This window comes from Ruegeria sp. CDSB113 (assembly GCF_059611045.1).
Window position 1 is genome coordinate 166,241 of sequence record NZ_JBXWOU010000008.1, and the last position, 14,608, is coordinate 180,848.

General features: G+C 57.1%; 16 protein-coding genes. 13 read left to right on the plus strand and 3 right to left on the minus strand.

Translation table 11 applies throughout. From position 1 onward, the window contains the following. The first annotated feature begins 29 nt into the window (after positions 1–29). From ccoN to nusG, 11 genes are all read left to right on the plus strand, one after another. Complete coding sequence (gene ccoN, locus AC2FIS_RS15220; RefSeq protein ID WP_496774180.1) at positions 30–1,637, plus strand: cytochrome-c oxidase, cbb3-type subunit I; 1,608 nt, start codon at positions 30–32, stop codon at positions 1,635–1,637. A gap of 14 nt (positions 1,638–1,651) precedes the next feature. After that, complete coding sequence (ccoO, locus tag AC2FIS_RS15225; protein WP_058272496.1) at positions 1,652–2,380, plus strand: cytochrome-c oxidase, cbb3-type subunit II; 729 nt, start codon at positions 1,652–1,654, stop codon at positions 2,378–2,380. An 11-nt stretch (positions 2,381–2,391) separates the two neighbouring features. Then, a complete protein-coding gene (locus AC2FIS_RS15230) occupies positions 2,392–2,628 on the plus strand; it encodes a cbb3-type cytochrome oxidase subunit 3 (RefSeq protein WP_496774182.1) in 237 nt (78 codons plus the stop codon). Next, positions 2,625–3,488, plus strand: coding sequence for a cytochrome-c oxidase, cbb3-type subunit III (gene ccoP / locus AC2FIS_RS15235; protein WP_496774184.1), 864 nt, complete (start codon positions 2,625–2,627; stop codon positions 3,486–3,488). The genes AC2FIS_RS15230 and ccoP overlap by 4 nt, the downstream gene beginning before the upstream one ends. 408 nt (positions 3,489–3,896) lie before the next feature. Beyond that, a complete protein-coding gene (locus AC2FIS_RS15240; RefSeq protein WP_496774185.1) occupies positions 3,897–4,772 on the plus strand; it encodes a LysR family transcriptional regulator in 876 nt (291 codons plus the stop codon). Positions 4,773–4,872: 100 nt separating this feature from the next. Continuing rightward, complete coding sequence (gene ccoG / locus AC2FIS_RS15245) at positions 4,873–6,300, plus strand: cytochrome c oxidase accessory protein CcoG (RefSeq protein ID WP_282153032.1); 1,428 nt, start codon at positions 4,873–4,875, stop codon at positions 6,298–6,300. 1 nt (position 6,301) lies between these two features. Then, complete coding sequence (locus AC2FIS_RS15250) at positions 6,302–6,760, plus strand: FixH family protein (RefSeq protein WP_282153049.1); 459 nt, start codon at positions 6,302–6,304, stop codon at positions 6,758–6,760. Positions 6,761–6,763: 3 nt separating this feature from the next. Beyond that, the gene (locus AC2FIS_RS15255) at positions 6,764–8,941 is read left to right on the plus strand and encodes a heavy metal translocating P-type ATPase (protein WP_496774186.1); all 2,178 of its coding nucleotides are present in this window, start codon (positions 6,764–6,766) and stop codon (positions 8,939–8,941) included. Positions 8,942–8,946: 5 nt separating this feature from the next. After that, positions 8,947–9,105 (plus strand): cbb3-type cytochrome oxidase assembly protein CcoS, encoded by a 159-nt coding sequence (gene ccoS / locus AC2FIS_RS15260; RefSeq protein WP_058272490.1) that lies wholly within the window; start codon positions 8,947–8,949, stop codon positions 9,103–9,105. A 68-nt stretch (positions 9,106–9,173) separates the two neighbouring features. Further along, entirely contained in the window at positions 9,174–9,371 is a 198-nt protein-coding gene (gene secE, locus AC2FIS_RS15265; protein ID WP_108861189.1) for a preprotein translocase subunit SecE, read from the plus strand. Between the two features lie 200 nt (positions 9,372–9,571). Then, complete coding sequence (nusG, locus tag AC2FIS_RS15270; RefSeq protein ID WP_058272488.1) at positions 9,572–10,105, plus strand: transcription termination/antitermination protein NusG; 534 nt, start codon at positions 9,572–9,574, stop codon at positions 10,103–10,105. Positions 10,106–10,236: 131 nt separating this feature from the next. Here the strand turns inward: nusG and AC2FIS_RS15275 are convergent, their stop codons facing one another. Both AC2FIS_RS15275 and AC2FIS_RS15280 read right to left on the minus strand, forming a co-directional pair. Beyond that, positions 10,237–10,971, minus strand: a complete 735-nt coding sequence (locus AC2FIS_RS15275) for a hypothetical protein (RefSeq protein WP_496774187.1) — start codon at positions 10,969–10,971, stop codon at positions 10,237–10,239. 26 nt (positions 10,972–10,997) lie between these two features. Beyond that, a complete protein-coding gene (locus tag AC2FIS_RS15280) occupies positions 10,998–11,858 on the minus strand; it encodes a hypothetical protein (protein WP_496774188.1) in 861 nt (286 codons plus the stop codon). Positions 11,859–12,170: 312 nt separating this feature from the next. Between AC2FIS_RS15280 and rplK the strand changes: the two genes are divergently transcribed. Both rplK and rplA read left to right on the plus strand, forming a co-directional pair. Next, a complete protein-coding gene (rplK, locus tag AC2FIS_RS15285; RefSeq protein WP_113791694.1) occupies positions 12,171–12,620 on the plus strand; it encodes a 50S ribosomal protein L11 in 450 nt (149 codons plus the stop codon). A gap of 1 nt (position 12,621) precedes the next feature. Continuing rightward, positions 12,622–13,320 carry a 50S ribosomal protein L1 gene (gene rplA, locus AC2FIS_RS15290; protein WP_113791693.1) on the plus strand — a complete coding sequence of 233 codons (699 nt, stop codon included), beginning with the start codon at positions 12,622–12,624 and terminating at the stop codon, positions 13,318–13,320. A 163-nt stretch (positions 13,321–13,483) separates the two neighbouring features. Here the strand turns inward: rplA and AC2FIS_RS15295 are convergent, their stop codons facing one another. After that, a complete protein-coding gene (locus AC2FIS_RS15295) occupies positions 13,484–14,485 on the minus strand; it encodes a Hint domain-containing protein (RefSeq protein WP_496774189.1) in 1,002 nt (333 codons plus the stop codon). Positions 14,486–14,608 lie beyond the last annotated feature (123 nt).

Sequence of the window (14,608 nt, forward strand, 5' to 3'; positions counted from 1 at the left end):
TCGCGCGGGGCATGGCAAAGGGACGCAATATGTCAAATTACATCAAGCTGATCGTGCTTGGTCTGATCGCGATATTCGCGGCGATCGGAACCAATTACGCACGCGATTTGGCGTATCAGGTGCATGCAATTCTGGTGATGCTGATCGCCGGTGGATTGTTCATCTGGACGCTGCGAAATACGGATGAGCCAGATATCCTCGTCGACCGTTCGGCCGAGTACATGGATGACGTGATCCGCTATGGCGTGATCGCAACTGCCTTCTGGGGGGTGGTCGGGTTCCTTGCGGGGACTTTTATTGCCTTTCAGCTCGCTTTTCCGGTGCTGAACTTCGAATGGGCGCAAGGTTATCTGAACTTTGGCCGTTTGCGCCCGCTGCACACCTCGGCGGTGATTTTTGCCTTTGGCGGCAACGCGCTAATCGCGACATCGTTCTATGTCGTACAGCGCACAAGCGCCGCGCGCCTGTGGGGCGGCAACTTAGCGTGGTTCGTGTTCTGGGGATACCAGCTGTTCATCGTTCTGGCTGCGACCGGCTATGTTCTGGGCGGAACACAGTCCAAGGAATACGCCGAGCCTGAGTGGTATGTTGATCTGTGGCTGACAGTTGTCTGGGTGGCCTATCTGGCCGTCTATCTGGGCACCATCGTCAGACGGAAAGAACCCCACATCTATGTGGCCAACTGGTTCTACCTGGCGTTCATCGTCACCGTCGCCATGCTGCACCTGGTCAACAACATGACCGTCCCCGTCAGCATCTGGGGCTCGAAATCGGTCATCGTCTGGTCGGGTGTTCAAGACGCCATGATCCAGTGGTGGTACGGCCACAATGCTGTGGGCTTTTTCCTGACCGCCGGTTTCCTGGGCATGATGTACTATTTCATCCCGAAACAGGCCGAACGTCCGGTGTTCAGCTACAAGCTGTCGATCATCCACTTTTGGGCGCTGATCTTCCTGTATATCTGGGCTGGTCCGCACCATCTGCACTATACCGCGTTGCCTGACTGGGCATCGACGCTGGGCATGGTGTTCTCGATCGTGCTGTGGATGCCGTCCTGGGGCGGTATGATCAACGGTCTGATGACCCTGTCGGGCGCGTGGGACAAGCTGCGCACAGACCCTGTGATCCGGATGATGGTGATCTCGGTCGGTTTCTACGGCATGTCTACATTCGAAGGCCCGATGATGTCGATCCGCGCTGTCAACTCGCTGAGCCATTATACCGACTGGACCATCGGGCACGTGCATTCGGGTGCGTTGGGCTGGAATGGCATGATCACCTTTGGTGCGCTGTACTTCCTGGTGCCTGTCCTGTGGAAGCGTGAGCGTCTGTATTCGTTGCAGATGGTCAGCTGGCACTTCTGGCTCGCCACCATCGGCATCGTGCTCTACGCCGCGTCGATGTGGGTCACCGGTATCATGGAAGGCCTGATGTGGCGCGAAGTGGATGCCAACGGCTTCCTGGTGAACTCGTTCGCTGACACCGTGGCTGCTAAGTTCCCGATGTATGTGGTGCGTGCTCTGGGTGGCGTGATGTTCGTCGCTGGCGCCGTGATCATGTGCTACAACCTGTGGATGACTGTGCGGAAAGCGCCGGCCAAAGAGGCCAGCCTGACCGTCGCGGTCCCGGCTGAATAAGGAGGGCCGGAGCAATGGCAATTCTCGACAAACATAAGATCCTCGAGACCAACGCGACCCTCCTGCTGATCTTCAGCTTTTTGGTCGTGACCATCGGTGGCATCGTGCAGATCACCCCGCTGTTCTATCTTGAGAACACCATCGAGAAGGTGGAGGGCATGCGCCCTTACACCCCTCTCGAAATGGCGGGCCGTGATATTTACATCCGCGAAGGCTGCTATACCTGCCACAGCCAGATGATCCGCCCGATGCGGGACGAGGTCGAACGCTATGGCCACTACTCGCTGGCGGCTGAATCGATGTATGACCACCCGTTCCAATGGGGGTCCAAGCGTACCGGTCCTGATCTGGCCCGTGTGGGTGGCCGTTATTCCGACCAGTGGCACGTGGATCACCTTCGTGATCCGCAGTCTGTGGTGCCGGAATCGGTGATGCCAAAATATGGCTTCCTCGAGCATCGCAAGATTGACGGCAAGTATATCGGTGACGTCATGGCGGCGAATGCCGTTGTGGGCACGCCCTATACGGAAGAGATGCTGGCAAATGCGCAGGCGGATTTCCGAGCGCAGGCCGACCCGGACAGCGACTATGACGGTCTGCTGGAACGGTACGGTGACAAGGTCAGCATTCGTAACTTCGACGGTCAGCCGGAATTGACCGAGGCCGATGCGTTGGTTGCTTATCTGCAGATGCTGGGAACGTTGGTCGATTTCTCGACCTTCACCCCAGACCCGAGCCGCTAAAGGAGGGTGTGATGGAAGAATACACAATCCTGAGGCAATTCGCGGATAGCTGGATGCTGTTGGTACTGTTTGTCTTCTTTGTTGGCATCGTGATCTGGGTTTTCCGTCCCGGAGCCAGCAAAGAATACAAGGACACTGCCAACATCCCGTTCCGGCACGAAGATGCCCCAGCGCCCCATAGGGGCGACGAAACAGCTGCGCCCCATGGGGGCGACAAACCCGCCACATCCAAGGAGGCGCGGCAATGAGCAAGACACCTGAAAAACAGCCGGGCGATCCAAACACAACCGGACACTCCTGGGATGGCATCGAAGAGTTCGACAACCCGATGCCGCGCTGGTGGCTGTGGACCTTTTACGTCACCATTATCTGGGGCGTGATCTATACGATCATGTATCCGGCCTGGCCGCTGGTTCAGTCCGCAACCGCCGGTGTTCTTGGCTGGTCATCGCGAGAATTGGTGCAAGAAGAGATCGTTTCTTTCGAAGAGGCCAACGCGCCGTGGAACGCCAAACTGGTTGAAACCCCGCTTGAGGATGTCTCAAAAGATCCCGAGCTGCAGCAATATGCGGTCAACGCGGGCGGCGCGGTTTTCCGGACATGGTGCGCGCAGTGCCACGGTTCGGGCGCGCAGGGTGCGCCGGGTTTCCCGAACCTGCTGGACGACGCATGGCTCTGGGGTGGTTCGCTGGAAGATATCGAGACCACCATTGCCTATGGTATCCGGAATGAAGAAAGCGACGACGCGCGCTATTCTGAGATGCCAGCCTTCGGTGAAATCCTCGAAAAAGAGGAGGTCACCCAGGTCGTGCAATACGTCATGTCTCTGACCAATGCGCAAAGCGACGACGCGGCGGCGCAGGCGGGCAAGGTTGTCTTTGAGGACAACTGCTCGGCTTGCCATGGCGAAGACGGCAAGGGTGACGTCACACAAGGTGCCCCGAACTTGACCGACGCGATCTGGCTATACGGCGGCAGCCAGGAAGCCCTGACAGAAACGGTGACCAACAGCCGCTTTGGTGTGATGCCCCCGTGGGAAAACCGCCTAACCGAAGCGCAAATCCGCGCCGTCACCGCATATGTCCACCAGTTGGGTGGCGGGCAGTAACCGCAAAAGAATACCTTCGGACGGTTCGCCGTCCGAAGGTTGAGGCACCGGCTGTTCCATCTGTTCGCGCGTTTCCTGAACAGCCGGTGCTGCCTCTCTACCTTACAAATCACCAGCGAGGCGGTCCAGACGCGGGCTTCGGTTTGCTAGTCGCATTGCGAGAAACTGGCGCGTTTGTGTTGCCTCCACCAATGACTTTCCGGCAACCAGCGTTGCTTTTGTCTGTCAGATCGATCCGATGATTTTGGTTCATCCAATTCATGTGTCTGGGTGGCGATCATGAATGACTTTGCAAGAATTGAGAGCATCTGACATCTCCTGAGTTTTGGTTCTTCTGTCATCAGGATTGATTTTCAGACTGCAAAATGCGACTCAATTAGCATTTCTATATGTAATCAGGGCTTACATATGAACTGGATGGAAATGCCGCCGCTCGCATCTCTCAGAGCTTTTTCCGCTTTCGCGGCGACACGGAATGTTGTGGAAGCGGGCAACTCACTGAATGTCAGCCACGCTGCCATCAGCCAGCAATTGCGCGCGCTTGAGAAGCACCTCGAAATTGCGCTGTTGGACCGCACCGGCAAATCCATGACCTTGACGTCTGAAGGTGAAAGGTTGGCGCGCGCACTGCATCTTGGGTTCGGTGCGATTGGTGATGCGTTGGCCGAACTGACGCAATCCAAACGGGATCGCCCGGTTCACGTATCTTTGACATCGTCATTTGCCGCGTCATGGCTGATGCCCCGCCTGCCTGCATTTCAGGCCGAACACCCGGATATCCAATTGGCGCTTGATCCGTCACCTGCACTGGTCAGCCTGGATCCCGGCGGTGTCGATGTGGCCATCCGCTATGGTGCAGGCACATGGTCCGGTGTCCGTACAGAAATGTTGCTGCAAAGCCCTATGGTGATCGTCGCGGCCCGCAATCTGGTGGGGGAAAAAACGACGTGGACGCCAGACGAGCTCAGCGAGCTGCCCTGGCTTGAAGAGTTCGGCACCACCGAGGCAACCAACTGGCTGGCCCGACGTGGTGTCGGGCACGGGCCAAATGCAGGGCGAATCTCATTGCCCGGCAATCTGCTTTTGGAAGGGTTGCGCGCGGGGCAGGGCGTAACCGTCACGGCGCGGCATTTTGTCGAAGCAGAAATCACGTCGGGCCAAATCATCGAACTGTTTCGCGAGCCCGAAAGCAGCGGATATCACCTTGTTACTGGCGATTTCCCTCTGCGTCCGGCAGCAAAAACTTTTATTGCATGGCTCAGGCGGCAAGCTGGTAAGATGTGACAAAAGGTGTCTGCACGATGCGCTTTTGACCCATGTCAAAGTGGCTACCTTTGTGTTCTGGAACAAGACACCGTGATATAGCCACATCTGGAGCCAGCCCGTGAGCGATTCCGACCCCGCACCCAGCCTTTACGCCGCACGAGAACCCATATTTCCGCGTCGCGTGTCCGGGCCGTTTCGCAATCTGAAATGGATCATTCTCGCGGTCACATTGGGGATCTATTACATCACCCCGTGGATCAGATGGGACCGGGGGCCCAGCCTACCGGATCAGGCGGTGTTGCTGGATTTGGCCAACCGCAGGTTCTATTTCTTCTGGATCGAGATCTGGCCGCATGAGTTCTACTTTGTTGCCGGTCTGTTGATCATGGCCGGGTTGGGATTGTTTCTTTTCACCTCGGCGCTGGGGCGCGTGTGGTGCGGATATGCCTGTCCGCAGACGGTTTGGACTGACTTGTTCATCCTTGTCGAACGCTGGATTGAAGGGGATCGCAACGCGCGGTTGCGTCTGCATCGTCAGGAAAAGTTAGACTTTCGTAAAGCGCGGTTGCGGCTGACGAAATGGGGTGCCTGGCTTTTGATCGGTCTGGCGACCGGTGGTGCCTGGGTGTTCTATTTTGCCGATGCGCCGACGCTTCTGCGGGACCTTGTGACCGGGAACGCCCATCCGGTTGCCTATACGACAATACTGATTTTGACGGGCACGACATTCCTGTTCGGTGGCTTCGCGCGCGAACAGATTTGTATCTATGCCTGCCCATGGCCGCGGATCCAGGCGGCGATGATGGACGAGGATACGCTCGTCGTCGGGTACCGCGAATGGCGTGGTGAGCCGCGCGGCAAGGGCAAACGAACTGCGGATTCCGAACTGGGGGACTGCATCGACTGTATGGCCTGCGTCAATGTCTGCCCGGTTGGGATCGACATTCGCGACGGACAGCAATTGGAGTGCATCACCTGTGCGCTGTGTATCGACGCCTGTGACGACATGATGGTCAAGATCGGCAAACCGCGTGGTCTGATCGACTATATGGCTCTGAGCGACGAAGCCAACGAGCGGGCAGGTAAGCCGCCAAAGAATGTCTGGAAACATATCCTGCGGCCCCGGACCATCCTGTACACGGCCCTTTGGTCACTTGTCGGCTTGGGTCTGCTGTTTGCCCTGTTCATCCGGTCCGACATCGAAGTTACCGTGGCCCCGGTTCGCAACCCGACCTTTGTCACCCTGTCGGACGGCACGATCCGCAATACCTATGACGTGCGCGTGCGGAACAAACATGGCGAAGAACGGCTGTTCAAGCTGTCTCTGTCCGGTGATCCGGCGATGCGGATCGTGATTGAAGGCACGCCACTTGATACAGTGAATGTCACGGCGGATACTGCGCAATTGCAGCGGGTCTATATTATCGCCTCCAAAGACACGGATCCGGCAGCGGCGGACGCGACACCGGTTCGGATCTGGATCGAGGATATTGAAAGCGGTGAGCGCGCCTACAAGGACACGACGTTCAATGGACGAGGAAACTGAGATGGCCGAGCGTCAATTTACCGGAAAGCACTTTCTAGCGATCTTTGTCGCTGCTTTCGGGGTGATTATTTCCGTGAATCTCGTGCTGGCCTACAAAGCTGTCAAAACCTTTCCCGGGCTCGAGGTCAAAAACTCTTACGTCGCCAGTCAGGAGTTCAACGAGCGCCTGAAGGTGCAACAGGCCTTGGGTTGGGAAATCCGGGCTGAGACCAATGGCGGTCTTTTGATCCTGCACATCACCGACCAAACCGGCGCGCCGGTCCAGGTGGCCGAGTTGCAGGCAGTTGTTGGCCGGGCGACACATGTGAAAGAGGATTTCATCCCGGATTTCACTTTTGACGGGACCGCCTATTCCACGCCCGCAGCGCTGGGCAAGGGAAACTGGAACATCCGTCTGGTGGCCAAAGACAACAGCGGTGCCGAATTTGCGCAGCGGGTTCCGTTGTATGTGAAAGGGTAGGGGATGACCGCTCAGCTCAGCTCAGGTACGGCGGCATGCCCCGGTTGCATCGCAGCACCGGCGGAACCAGCGCGCCCCGTTCCTGAAGATGTGCAGATTGCCCTATCCCTGCCCGGCATTCACTGCTCCGCCTGTATTGCGAACGTTGAACGCGCGCTGAACGCCCATCCGGGTGTCGAGGACGCGCGGGTCAATCTGACGCTCAAGCGTGCAATGGTCAAAGCAGCCGCTGAGACACACGCTGCTGACCTGATCCCCGTTTTGGAGCGCGCCGGGTACGAGGCACATGAGCTGGACCCGGGCGCTTTGTCGGCAACCCAATCCGACAAGGCCGGGCGTGATCTGCTGATGCGATTGGCGGTGGCTGGTTTCGCGTCGATGAACGTGATGCTGTTGTCTGTGTCGGTCTGGTCAGGGGCTACGGATGCGACGCGGGACCTGTTTCACTGGATATCTGCGGCAATTGCACTGCCTGCGATTGCCTTTTCCGCACAGCCCTTCTTTGCCAACGCCTGGAGTGCGCTGCGCGTCAAACGATTGAACATGGATGTGCCGATTGTGCTGGCCATTCTGTTGGCGCTCATGACGTCGCTGTGGGAAACCGCGCTCAACGGAGAGCATGCCTATTTCGACGCCGCACTGACGCTGACTTTCTTCCTGCTCGCGGGCCGATATCTGGACTACCGCACCCGCGCCGCAGCGCGTTCAGCAGCCGAAGAACTGACGGCCCTGGAAGTGCCGCGTGCAATTCGCATGGTGGATGGGGCGGAAGAAGAGGTGTCCGTCGCAAGCCTGGCTGTTGGTGATCTGATAATTGTTCGCCCCGGTGGCCGTATGCCGGTGGATGGTGAGATTGTATCGGGCAAATCGGAGCTCGACCGGTCATTGTTGACGGGCGAGACCCTCCCGGTCTTTGCCGAAGCCGGTCTTGCCGTCAGCGCGGGTGAGGTTAACCTCACCGGCCCGCTGACGATCCAGACCACAGCGGTCGGTGAGGATACTTCACTGCACCGTATGGCGGATCTGGTGGCCATCGCAGAATCCGGTCGATCGCGCTATACGTCGCTGGCTGACAAGGCGGCCAAGCTATACGCACCGGGGGTGCATATTCTGTCCGCGCTTAGTTTTTTGGGTTGGTACATCTATTCCGGCGATATCCGAACCGCGCTGAACATCGCTGCGGCGGTTCTGATCATCACCTGCCCCTGTGCGCTGGGGCTTGCTGTGCCTGCGGTGACGACGGCGGCCTCGGGGCGACTGTTCCGCAAGGGGATGCTGATCAAACATTCTACAGCACTGGAACGTCTGGCCGAGGTCGATACGGTCGTTTTTGATAAAACCGGCACACTTACATCCGGCACTCCGGAATTGACCAATCTTGAGGATCATTCCCGCGCGGATCTTGAGATTGCACTGGCGCTGGCCGAGGCCTCTTCGCATCCGTTGTCGGTGTCGCTTGCCAAGTCCGCCAGAAATGCCGGGATCAAGCCTGCCAGCCTTGAGGATGTGGTCGAGGTTCCGGGGTATGGCACCGAAGGAACCTACCGTGGTCAGCCCGTGCGCCTTGGGCGCGCCGGTTGGACCGGCGCGACCGAGGGTGATCAGACGGCAGCCTGGTTGGCGGTCACGGGACAGTCACCGGTTGCGTTCCTGTTCTCGGATTCGCTGCGTCCGGGCGCGGCAGAGGCTGTGGAGGCGTTCCGTGACGGCGGAAAGAGCGTCGTTCTCATCTCGGGTGATACACGAGGCGCGGTTCAAACGCTGGCAGACAAGCTTGGGATTGAAACATGGATTGCCGAGGCGCTGCCTCAGGACAAGGCCGCCCATGTGCAAGACCTGAGCGATCGGGGGCACCATGTGCTGATGGTTGGTGACGGGTTGAACGATACGGCCGCACTTGCAGCGGCGCATGTGTCAATCTCGCCCGCCTCAGCGCTGGACGCGGCGCGGGTGGCGTCGGATATCGTATTGCTGGGCAACGATCTGTCGCCGATTGCAGATGCCTGTGACACAGCGGTGAAGGCGACCAAAAGGATTCGTGAGAACTTTCGCATCGCTACGGTTTACAATATTATAGCGGTACCCCTGGCCGTGGCCGGGTTTGCCACACCGCTGATCGCGGCATTGGCGATGTCGACCTCGTCCATTACCGTGTCCCTGAATGCCCTGCGCCTGAGGTAGTTGATATGGAAGTTCTGGCCTATCTCATACCGATTTCCCTGTTTTTGGGCGGGGTTGGCCTTGTGGCGTTTATCTACACGGTGCGGTCGAACCAGTATGATGATCCCGAAGGTGACGCGCGGCGTATCCTCAGCGATGAATGGGATGACAAACCCAAGTCCTGACCACTCTTGAAATTGCCGCAATGCCCGGTTATGTCCGGCCCATCCGCTAGCAGAGAGAACCAAGCCAAATGGCAACAGTGAATCCGATCCAGTTCATTCAGCAAGTCCGCGCCGAAGTCGCAAAGGTCGTTTGGCCCACGCGTCGCGAGGTTCTGCTGACCACGGTCATGGTGTTCATCATGGCGGCACTGACCGCCGTGTTCTTTGCGCTGGTCGATCTGGGTATTCGCGGCGGTCTGCAACTGATCCTGGGCGCATTCGGTTAAACCGGATTGGGCAGGGCGGAAACGCCACAGCCCCCTTGCACAGCGCGGGATGTCAGAGTAGTTGACACAGTACTATTCGGAATGGGCGTGCGGCGATTCGGGCTGTGCGCCGCTTTTTATTCCGGGTGACGTGACAGAATTTCAATGACGGTGCTTGCGGCATTCCGAACGCACCGAAGGCAAACAAGGACGACAGGTTCATGGCGAAACGGTGGTACTCGGTCAGCGTTCTTTCGAACTTCGAAAAGAAGATCGCAGAGCAGATCCGCACGTCCGTGGCTGAGCAAGGCCTTGAGGACGATATCGACGAAGTACTGGTGCCCACCGAAGAGGTGATCGAAGTGCGCCGGGGCAAGAAGGTTACGACCGAACGCCGCTTTATGCCCGGCTACGTTCTGGTGCATATGGAAATGTCGGATCAGGGCTATCACTTGGTCAACTCGATCAACCGGGTCACCGGCTTTCTGGGCCCGCAGGGCCGCCCGATGCCGATGCGCGACGCCGAGGTGAACCAGATCCTCAACCGTGTTCAGGAAGGTGAAGACGCGCCGAAACTGATGATCTCGTTCGAAGTGGGCGAGAAGGTCAAGGTCAACGACGGCCCGTTCGAGGATTTCGACGGTATGGTCGAAGGTGTCGACGACGAAGCCCAAAAGCTGAAAGTCTCGGTTTCGATCTTTGGCCGCGAAACCCCGGTCGAGCTGGACTTTACGCAGGTTACGAAGCAGGGCTAAAACCCACTTCAGCGAATTTTGGAGCGCCGCGATGCTTGGAGCAACGCGGCGTTTTTGCTTTTATGGCATCAGCTTTTCAGGTTCGCGAGCGAAAGGCAGAAGATTTCGACCGGACAAAAAAAGCTTTGCAGCTAGGGTGGACCGGGAATTAGTTCTTGTTGTTGAAGAACTGTTAGGATGTCCAGAATTGTCGACGGGCTGACATCCACCGAACCGTCCAAGAATACACCAAGTCCACCCTCTCCGATCTCTCGTGGGCCGCCAGTGTCATAAACCGGATCAAGAGACGCGAGCTCTGCCGGCAGCACCGGACACAAAGGGGTTTCGTTCAAAACAAGGTCTACGGCGGCCAACATCAGCTTCTTGACGGACTCGAGAGTATCGTCCTCAAGGAGTTTTTCGCGCTGCGCTTCGGGAGCCGTGAGTACGAGGTCGATAAGTTCGAAATAGGCACAGTTGTCCCGCAAGTCGACAGTCGCTTCGGTGGACATGTTTGCCTGGACAGCATTTTTTTGTTCACCCCGCTGAAAGTCGCGCTCACTGGTTCGGCTGCATTCAAAGATCGTGATGGTCACTTGCCCATCCAGATCTATCGCGTCGTCTTGGGCTTTAAAGCTGAATTCATCCAGTCGGACTTGCAGGCCGCAATTGTCGACTATCGCGTTTTCAGCCAGTCGATCAGGTACAGTTTTCTGTACTTCGCGCAGATCAAGAAGGGCACCCACACCGATCCGCGTCGGGGCAGCAGCGGAGAGGTTCAGATCAAGCGTATATGGCAATTCCGTATCACGAACTGGCAGCGTTGCGTCGATGACAAAATCTACCTGTTGCGCGTTGGGTGCTCGGGCTCCCAGAACAACTGCCATTAAGACTGGAAAAATCAACCAAAGTCTCATTCAGCAAACTCCAATACGCCAAGCTCCTTCAATCCTCCAAGGACTTCGACAATTGTCTCAGCGCTGACATCGGCAGATCCGACAATGGCAGCACCCATCCCGCCAGGTGCAATTTCCCGAGTGCCTCCGGACTCGTAAACCGGGGCGAGTACAGTGAACTCTGCGGGCAATGGCGGGCAGACCGGGTGTGCCGCCAGAAATTCCCCGCCTTTTTCGAGGACGGCTTCGTTGATGCGGTTGGTCAGGCCGAAAAGATTGGAGACAGCGCCAATGAAGCCGCGCGGGTTTAGATCAACGCCTTCGATACTGAAAGCCAGGCATTGGCCCTTCACCTCGGCCTTGGCGACCGCGACCGCGTCTACCGTGGCCCCAAAATACCGAAAGCCCGGTTCTTCATGGCGGTTACATCTCGTAAACTGCGCACGGGCTGAACCCTCGATCTTTACGGTGTCGTCTATGGCGGTGACGTCGCGAACCTCAAGATAGATTTGGCGTTTGCAGCTTTCTTCCAAGGGACCGGTCAGTATTTGAGGCGCTTTTTCCTGTAATCCGCGCAAATCCATAAAGGCGCGCAATTGCAAACGGGTTGGGCTGGCTTCTTCGAGGCCACCATAGACAGTGAAGGGAACCGGAATTTCACGCAGCGGGACTTCTTTAGTCAATTTGATCTGAAACCGACCGGCATAGGTTGCAGGATCAATTCCCGTCGAAGAGTATGAAGAAGAACTGTTGGACCCGCCGGTTTGGGTAACCGCATTCGGCTCTGTGCCCTGATCCTGAGCTTTGCTGCCACAGCCAGGCAGCATAGCAAATAGAATGCAGACCAATAGTCCCTTGTTCAGTCGAGATGATGCCATCCCTGACCACCTCTTCTGTGTCCAAGCTGTACCAAGATACCCGCCTGCGTTTCTTTAGCAACTTATGTATTCAATTTATTTATTTTGTTTCGCTGTTTTCAACTGCCACAGAGGTTCGTCCAGGACACAAACGCGCCCTTTGGAAATAAGGTGCGAGCTACTTGCCAACCCCACCGTTCCCCTATACATGCCGCCTCTATCGTCTTAGGGCGAGATTCTCTCGTGGGAGGTTACTGGGAACGCGATCCCGGATCGGACCACGCAACATAAACCGGGTGGGACGCGTCCTGCCTACGTTGAAAGGAAAACCAAATGGCCAAGAAGCTTGCTGGTACAATGAAACTGCAGGTTCCTGCAGGTCAGGCGAACCCGTCGCCGCCAGTTGGTCCTGCGCTGGGTCAGCGCGGCATCAACATCATGGAATTCTGCAAGGCGTTCAACGCCAAGACCGCAGACATGGAGCAAGGCGCACCTTGCCCGACCGTGATTACCTATTATCAGGACAAGTCCTTCACCATGGACATCAAGACGCCGCCCGCGTCTTACTACCTGAAAAAAGCGGCTGGTCTGAAGCCGGTTGGCAAGCGTAACCGTCCTCGCGGCGCGGAAAACCCAGGTCGTGAGACCGTGGCAACCGTGACCACGAAGCAGGTTCGTGAAATCGCCGAAGCCAAAATGAAAGATCTGAACGCCAACGATGTCGAAGGCGCAATGCAGATCATCCTGGGCTCGGCCCGCTCTATGGGCATCGAGGTGAAGTAAGATGGCAAAACTCGGTAAACGTACGCGCACCGCGCGCGAAGCTTTCGCTGGCAAGACAGATTTGTCGGTGGAAGAAGCGGTTGCACTGGTTAAAGCCCACGCAACTTCGAAGTTTGACGAAACCGTCGAGATCGCTCTGAACCTGGGTGTTGACACCCGTCACGCAGACCAGATGGTTCGTGGCGTTGTCGGCCTGCCCAATGGCACCGGTAAAACGATGCGCGTTGCTGTTTTTGCTCGTGGCCCAAAGGCTGACGAAGCGAAAGAAGCTGGCGCGGATATCATCGGCGCAGAAGACCTGATGGAAACCATCCAGGGCGGCACCATCGAATTCGATCGTTGCATTGCCACCCCGGACATGATGCCGATCGTCGGTCGTCTGGGTAAAGTTCTGGGCCCCCGTAACCTGATGCCAAACCCCAAGGTTGGCACCGTGACCATGGACGTGAAAGCGGCCGTGGAAGCAGCCAAGGGTGGTGAAGTTCAGTTCAAGGCGGAAAAAGGCGGCGTTGTGCACGCCGGTGTTGGCAAAGCGTCCTTCGACGAAGCCAAGCTGGTTGAAAACGTCCGCGCCTTTATCTCGGCCGTGGCCAAGGCCAAGCCGACGGGCGCCAAAGGCACTTACATGAAGAAAATCGCGCTGAGCTCGACCATGGGCCCTGGCGTGACGCTGGATGTTGCTGCCGCTTCGGGCGAATAAGCCCTATTGCAATAACGCGAATAAGAAATCCCGGGTGGTGCGAACCGCCCGGGATTTTTTTGTACTAAATGATGATCAGGCTGTCCGCGTGAGGGTCGCATTCAAGTGGCCTGCGCCAGGCGGAAGCTGCGGTTTAAGACTGCGCGCGTCTGACTTCTACGGATTAGATATATGCCCGTAATACACCGGCCTCACGCGCGTTGATTGTTGGGGCTGCGGTGCGTCGAAACGCATTGCTGATATCCTCGATCGACGGGAACAGCGCCAGGATTTCTGACCGTTGCGGGGACGACAGCGCGTATTTTGCGTTGTCGCCGTAGTAGTAACTTTCCGTCAGTGCGCCGTTGGACCGGACAATGTGGTGTCGGTCGAACATGAAGTGGGTGTAGGCAATGCGATCCGTCGGGCGGATCGAAACCCCCGGCAGGCCACACAGGTGCTTGGCGGTCACGAACACTTCGGATGATCCAAAAAGCATGTCAGTGGCAGGTGAGCCGATCAGAATTCGATGCTGTTGCGAAACCACCAGCTCTTTCGTGTTCCCGATAGCGCCAGCCTCGATCACCACCGGAGCAAATTGCCCATGACCGTGAACCTCGGTCGTTCCGATCCAGAGGATCGGTTGAAATCCGCTGTCCCGTGTCCAGACGCGTTGACCTTTTGTGAGGTCTTGTACCTCAACGATACCGTCGGCAGTTTCGATAAGGGTTCCCGGCCCAAAACAGGTGACATAGTCCGTATAGGCGGATGACCCGGCATTCGACCCACTGATTTTGACATATGACGTCCCAGTGTCCAGGGGGGCGGATGTGGCAAAGCCCCAAACGTCCTGAGTAATCCCATTCTGGGAAAACACATAGATGGTGATCTCTGGCCCGGTCGGATTGAGATCGTCGTCGAGAGCGCGCACAGTGATTGTCGACTCGGATTCAACCTGCGTTCCGTTTGTCACAATGCCACCGCCATCCGTGATGATGTGGCCCGTTGGAAGATCATCTTCAAAAATGTCGGGGCTGCCAGCTGTGTCATCCAAGGTGATGGTGGTTCCGGTGCCGCCCGAATAGGTAAAGATAGTGCCGTCCGGTGTGTCCGAGTTGTTGATGATCGAACCACCGACGACGATGTCGTCCCCGTCAGCCGTATCAGGGACGAAAACAGCGACCATACTGGAGCTGTCCTGAGCAAAAAAACTGCGGAGAACCATGTAAGCGATTTACCTTCTGTGCATTGGTTGTTGCCGACCCTAACTGACAAAGGCCGCATGCTCGATGGTTTGGAATAACAGTTA

Coding starts and splice junctions, on each gene's coding strand:
- secE (WP_108861189.1), top strand. CDS start 9,174: ATGGCAACAGTGAATCCGATCCAGTTCATTCAGCAAGTCCGCGCCGAA.
- AC2FIS_RS15240 (WP_496774185.1), top strand. CDS start 3,897: ATGAACTGGATGGAAATGCCGCCGCTCGCATCTCTCAGAGCTTTTTCC.
- ccoO (WP_058272496.1), top strand. CDS start 1,652: ATGGCAATTCTCGACAAACATAAGATCCTCGAGACCAACGCGACCCTC.
- AC2FIS_RS15255 (WP_496774186.1), top strand. CDS start 6,764: ATGACCGCTCAGCTCAGCTCAGGTACGGCGGCATGCCCCGGTTGCATC.
- ccoS (WP_058272490.1), top strand. CDS start 8,947: ATGGAAGTTCTGGCCTATCTCATACCGATTTCCCTGTTTTTGGGCGGG.
- AC2FIS_RS15230 (WP_496774182.1), top strand. CDS start 2,392: ATGGAAGAATACACAATCCTGAGGCAATTCGCGGATAGCTGGATGCTG.
- AC2FIS_RS15280 (WP_496774188.1), bottom strand. CDS start 11,858: ATGGCATCATCTCGACTGAACAAGGGACTATTGGTCTGCATTCTATTT.
- rplA (WP_113791693.1), top strand. CDS start 12,622: ATGGCAAAACTCGGTAAACGTACGCGCACCGCGCGCGAAGCTTTCGCT.
- AC2FIS_RS15250 (WP_282153049.1), top strand. CDS start 6,302: ATGGCCGAGCGTCAATTTACCGGAAAGCACTTTCTAGCGATCTTTGTC.
- nusG (WP_058272488.1), top strand. CDS start 9,572: ATGGCGAAACGGTGGTACTCGGTCAGCGTTCTTTCGAACTTCGAAAAG.
- ccoP (WP_496774184.1), top strand. CDS start 2,625: ATGAGCAAGACACCTGAAAAACAGCCGGGCGATCCAAACACAACCGGA.
- rplK (WP_113791694.1), top strand. CDS start 12,171: ATGGCCAAGAAGCTTGCTGGTACAATGAAACTGCAGGTTCCTGCAGGT.
- AC2FIS_RS15275 (WP_496774187.1), bottom strand. CDS start 10,971: ATGGCAGTTGTTCTGGGAGCCCGAGCACCCAACGCGCAACAGGTAGAT.
- ccoN (WP_496774180.1), top strand. CDS start 30: ATGTCAAATTACATCAAGCTGATCGTGCTTGGTCTGATCGCGATATTC.
- AC2FIS_RS15295 (WP_496774189.1), bottom strand. CDS start 14,485: ATGGTCGCTGTTTTCGTCCCTGATACGGCTGACGGGGACGACATCGTC.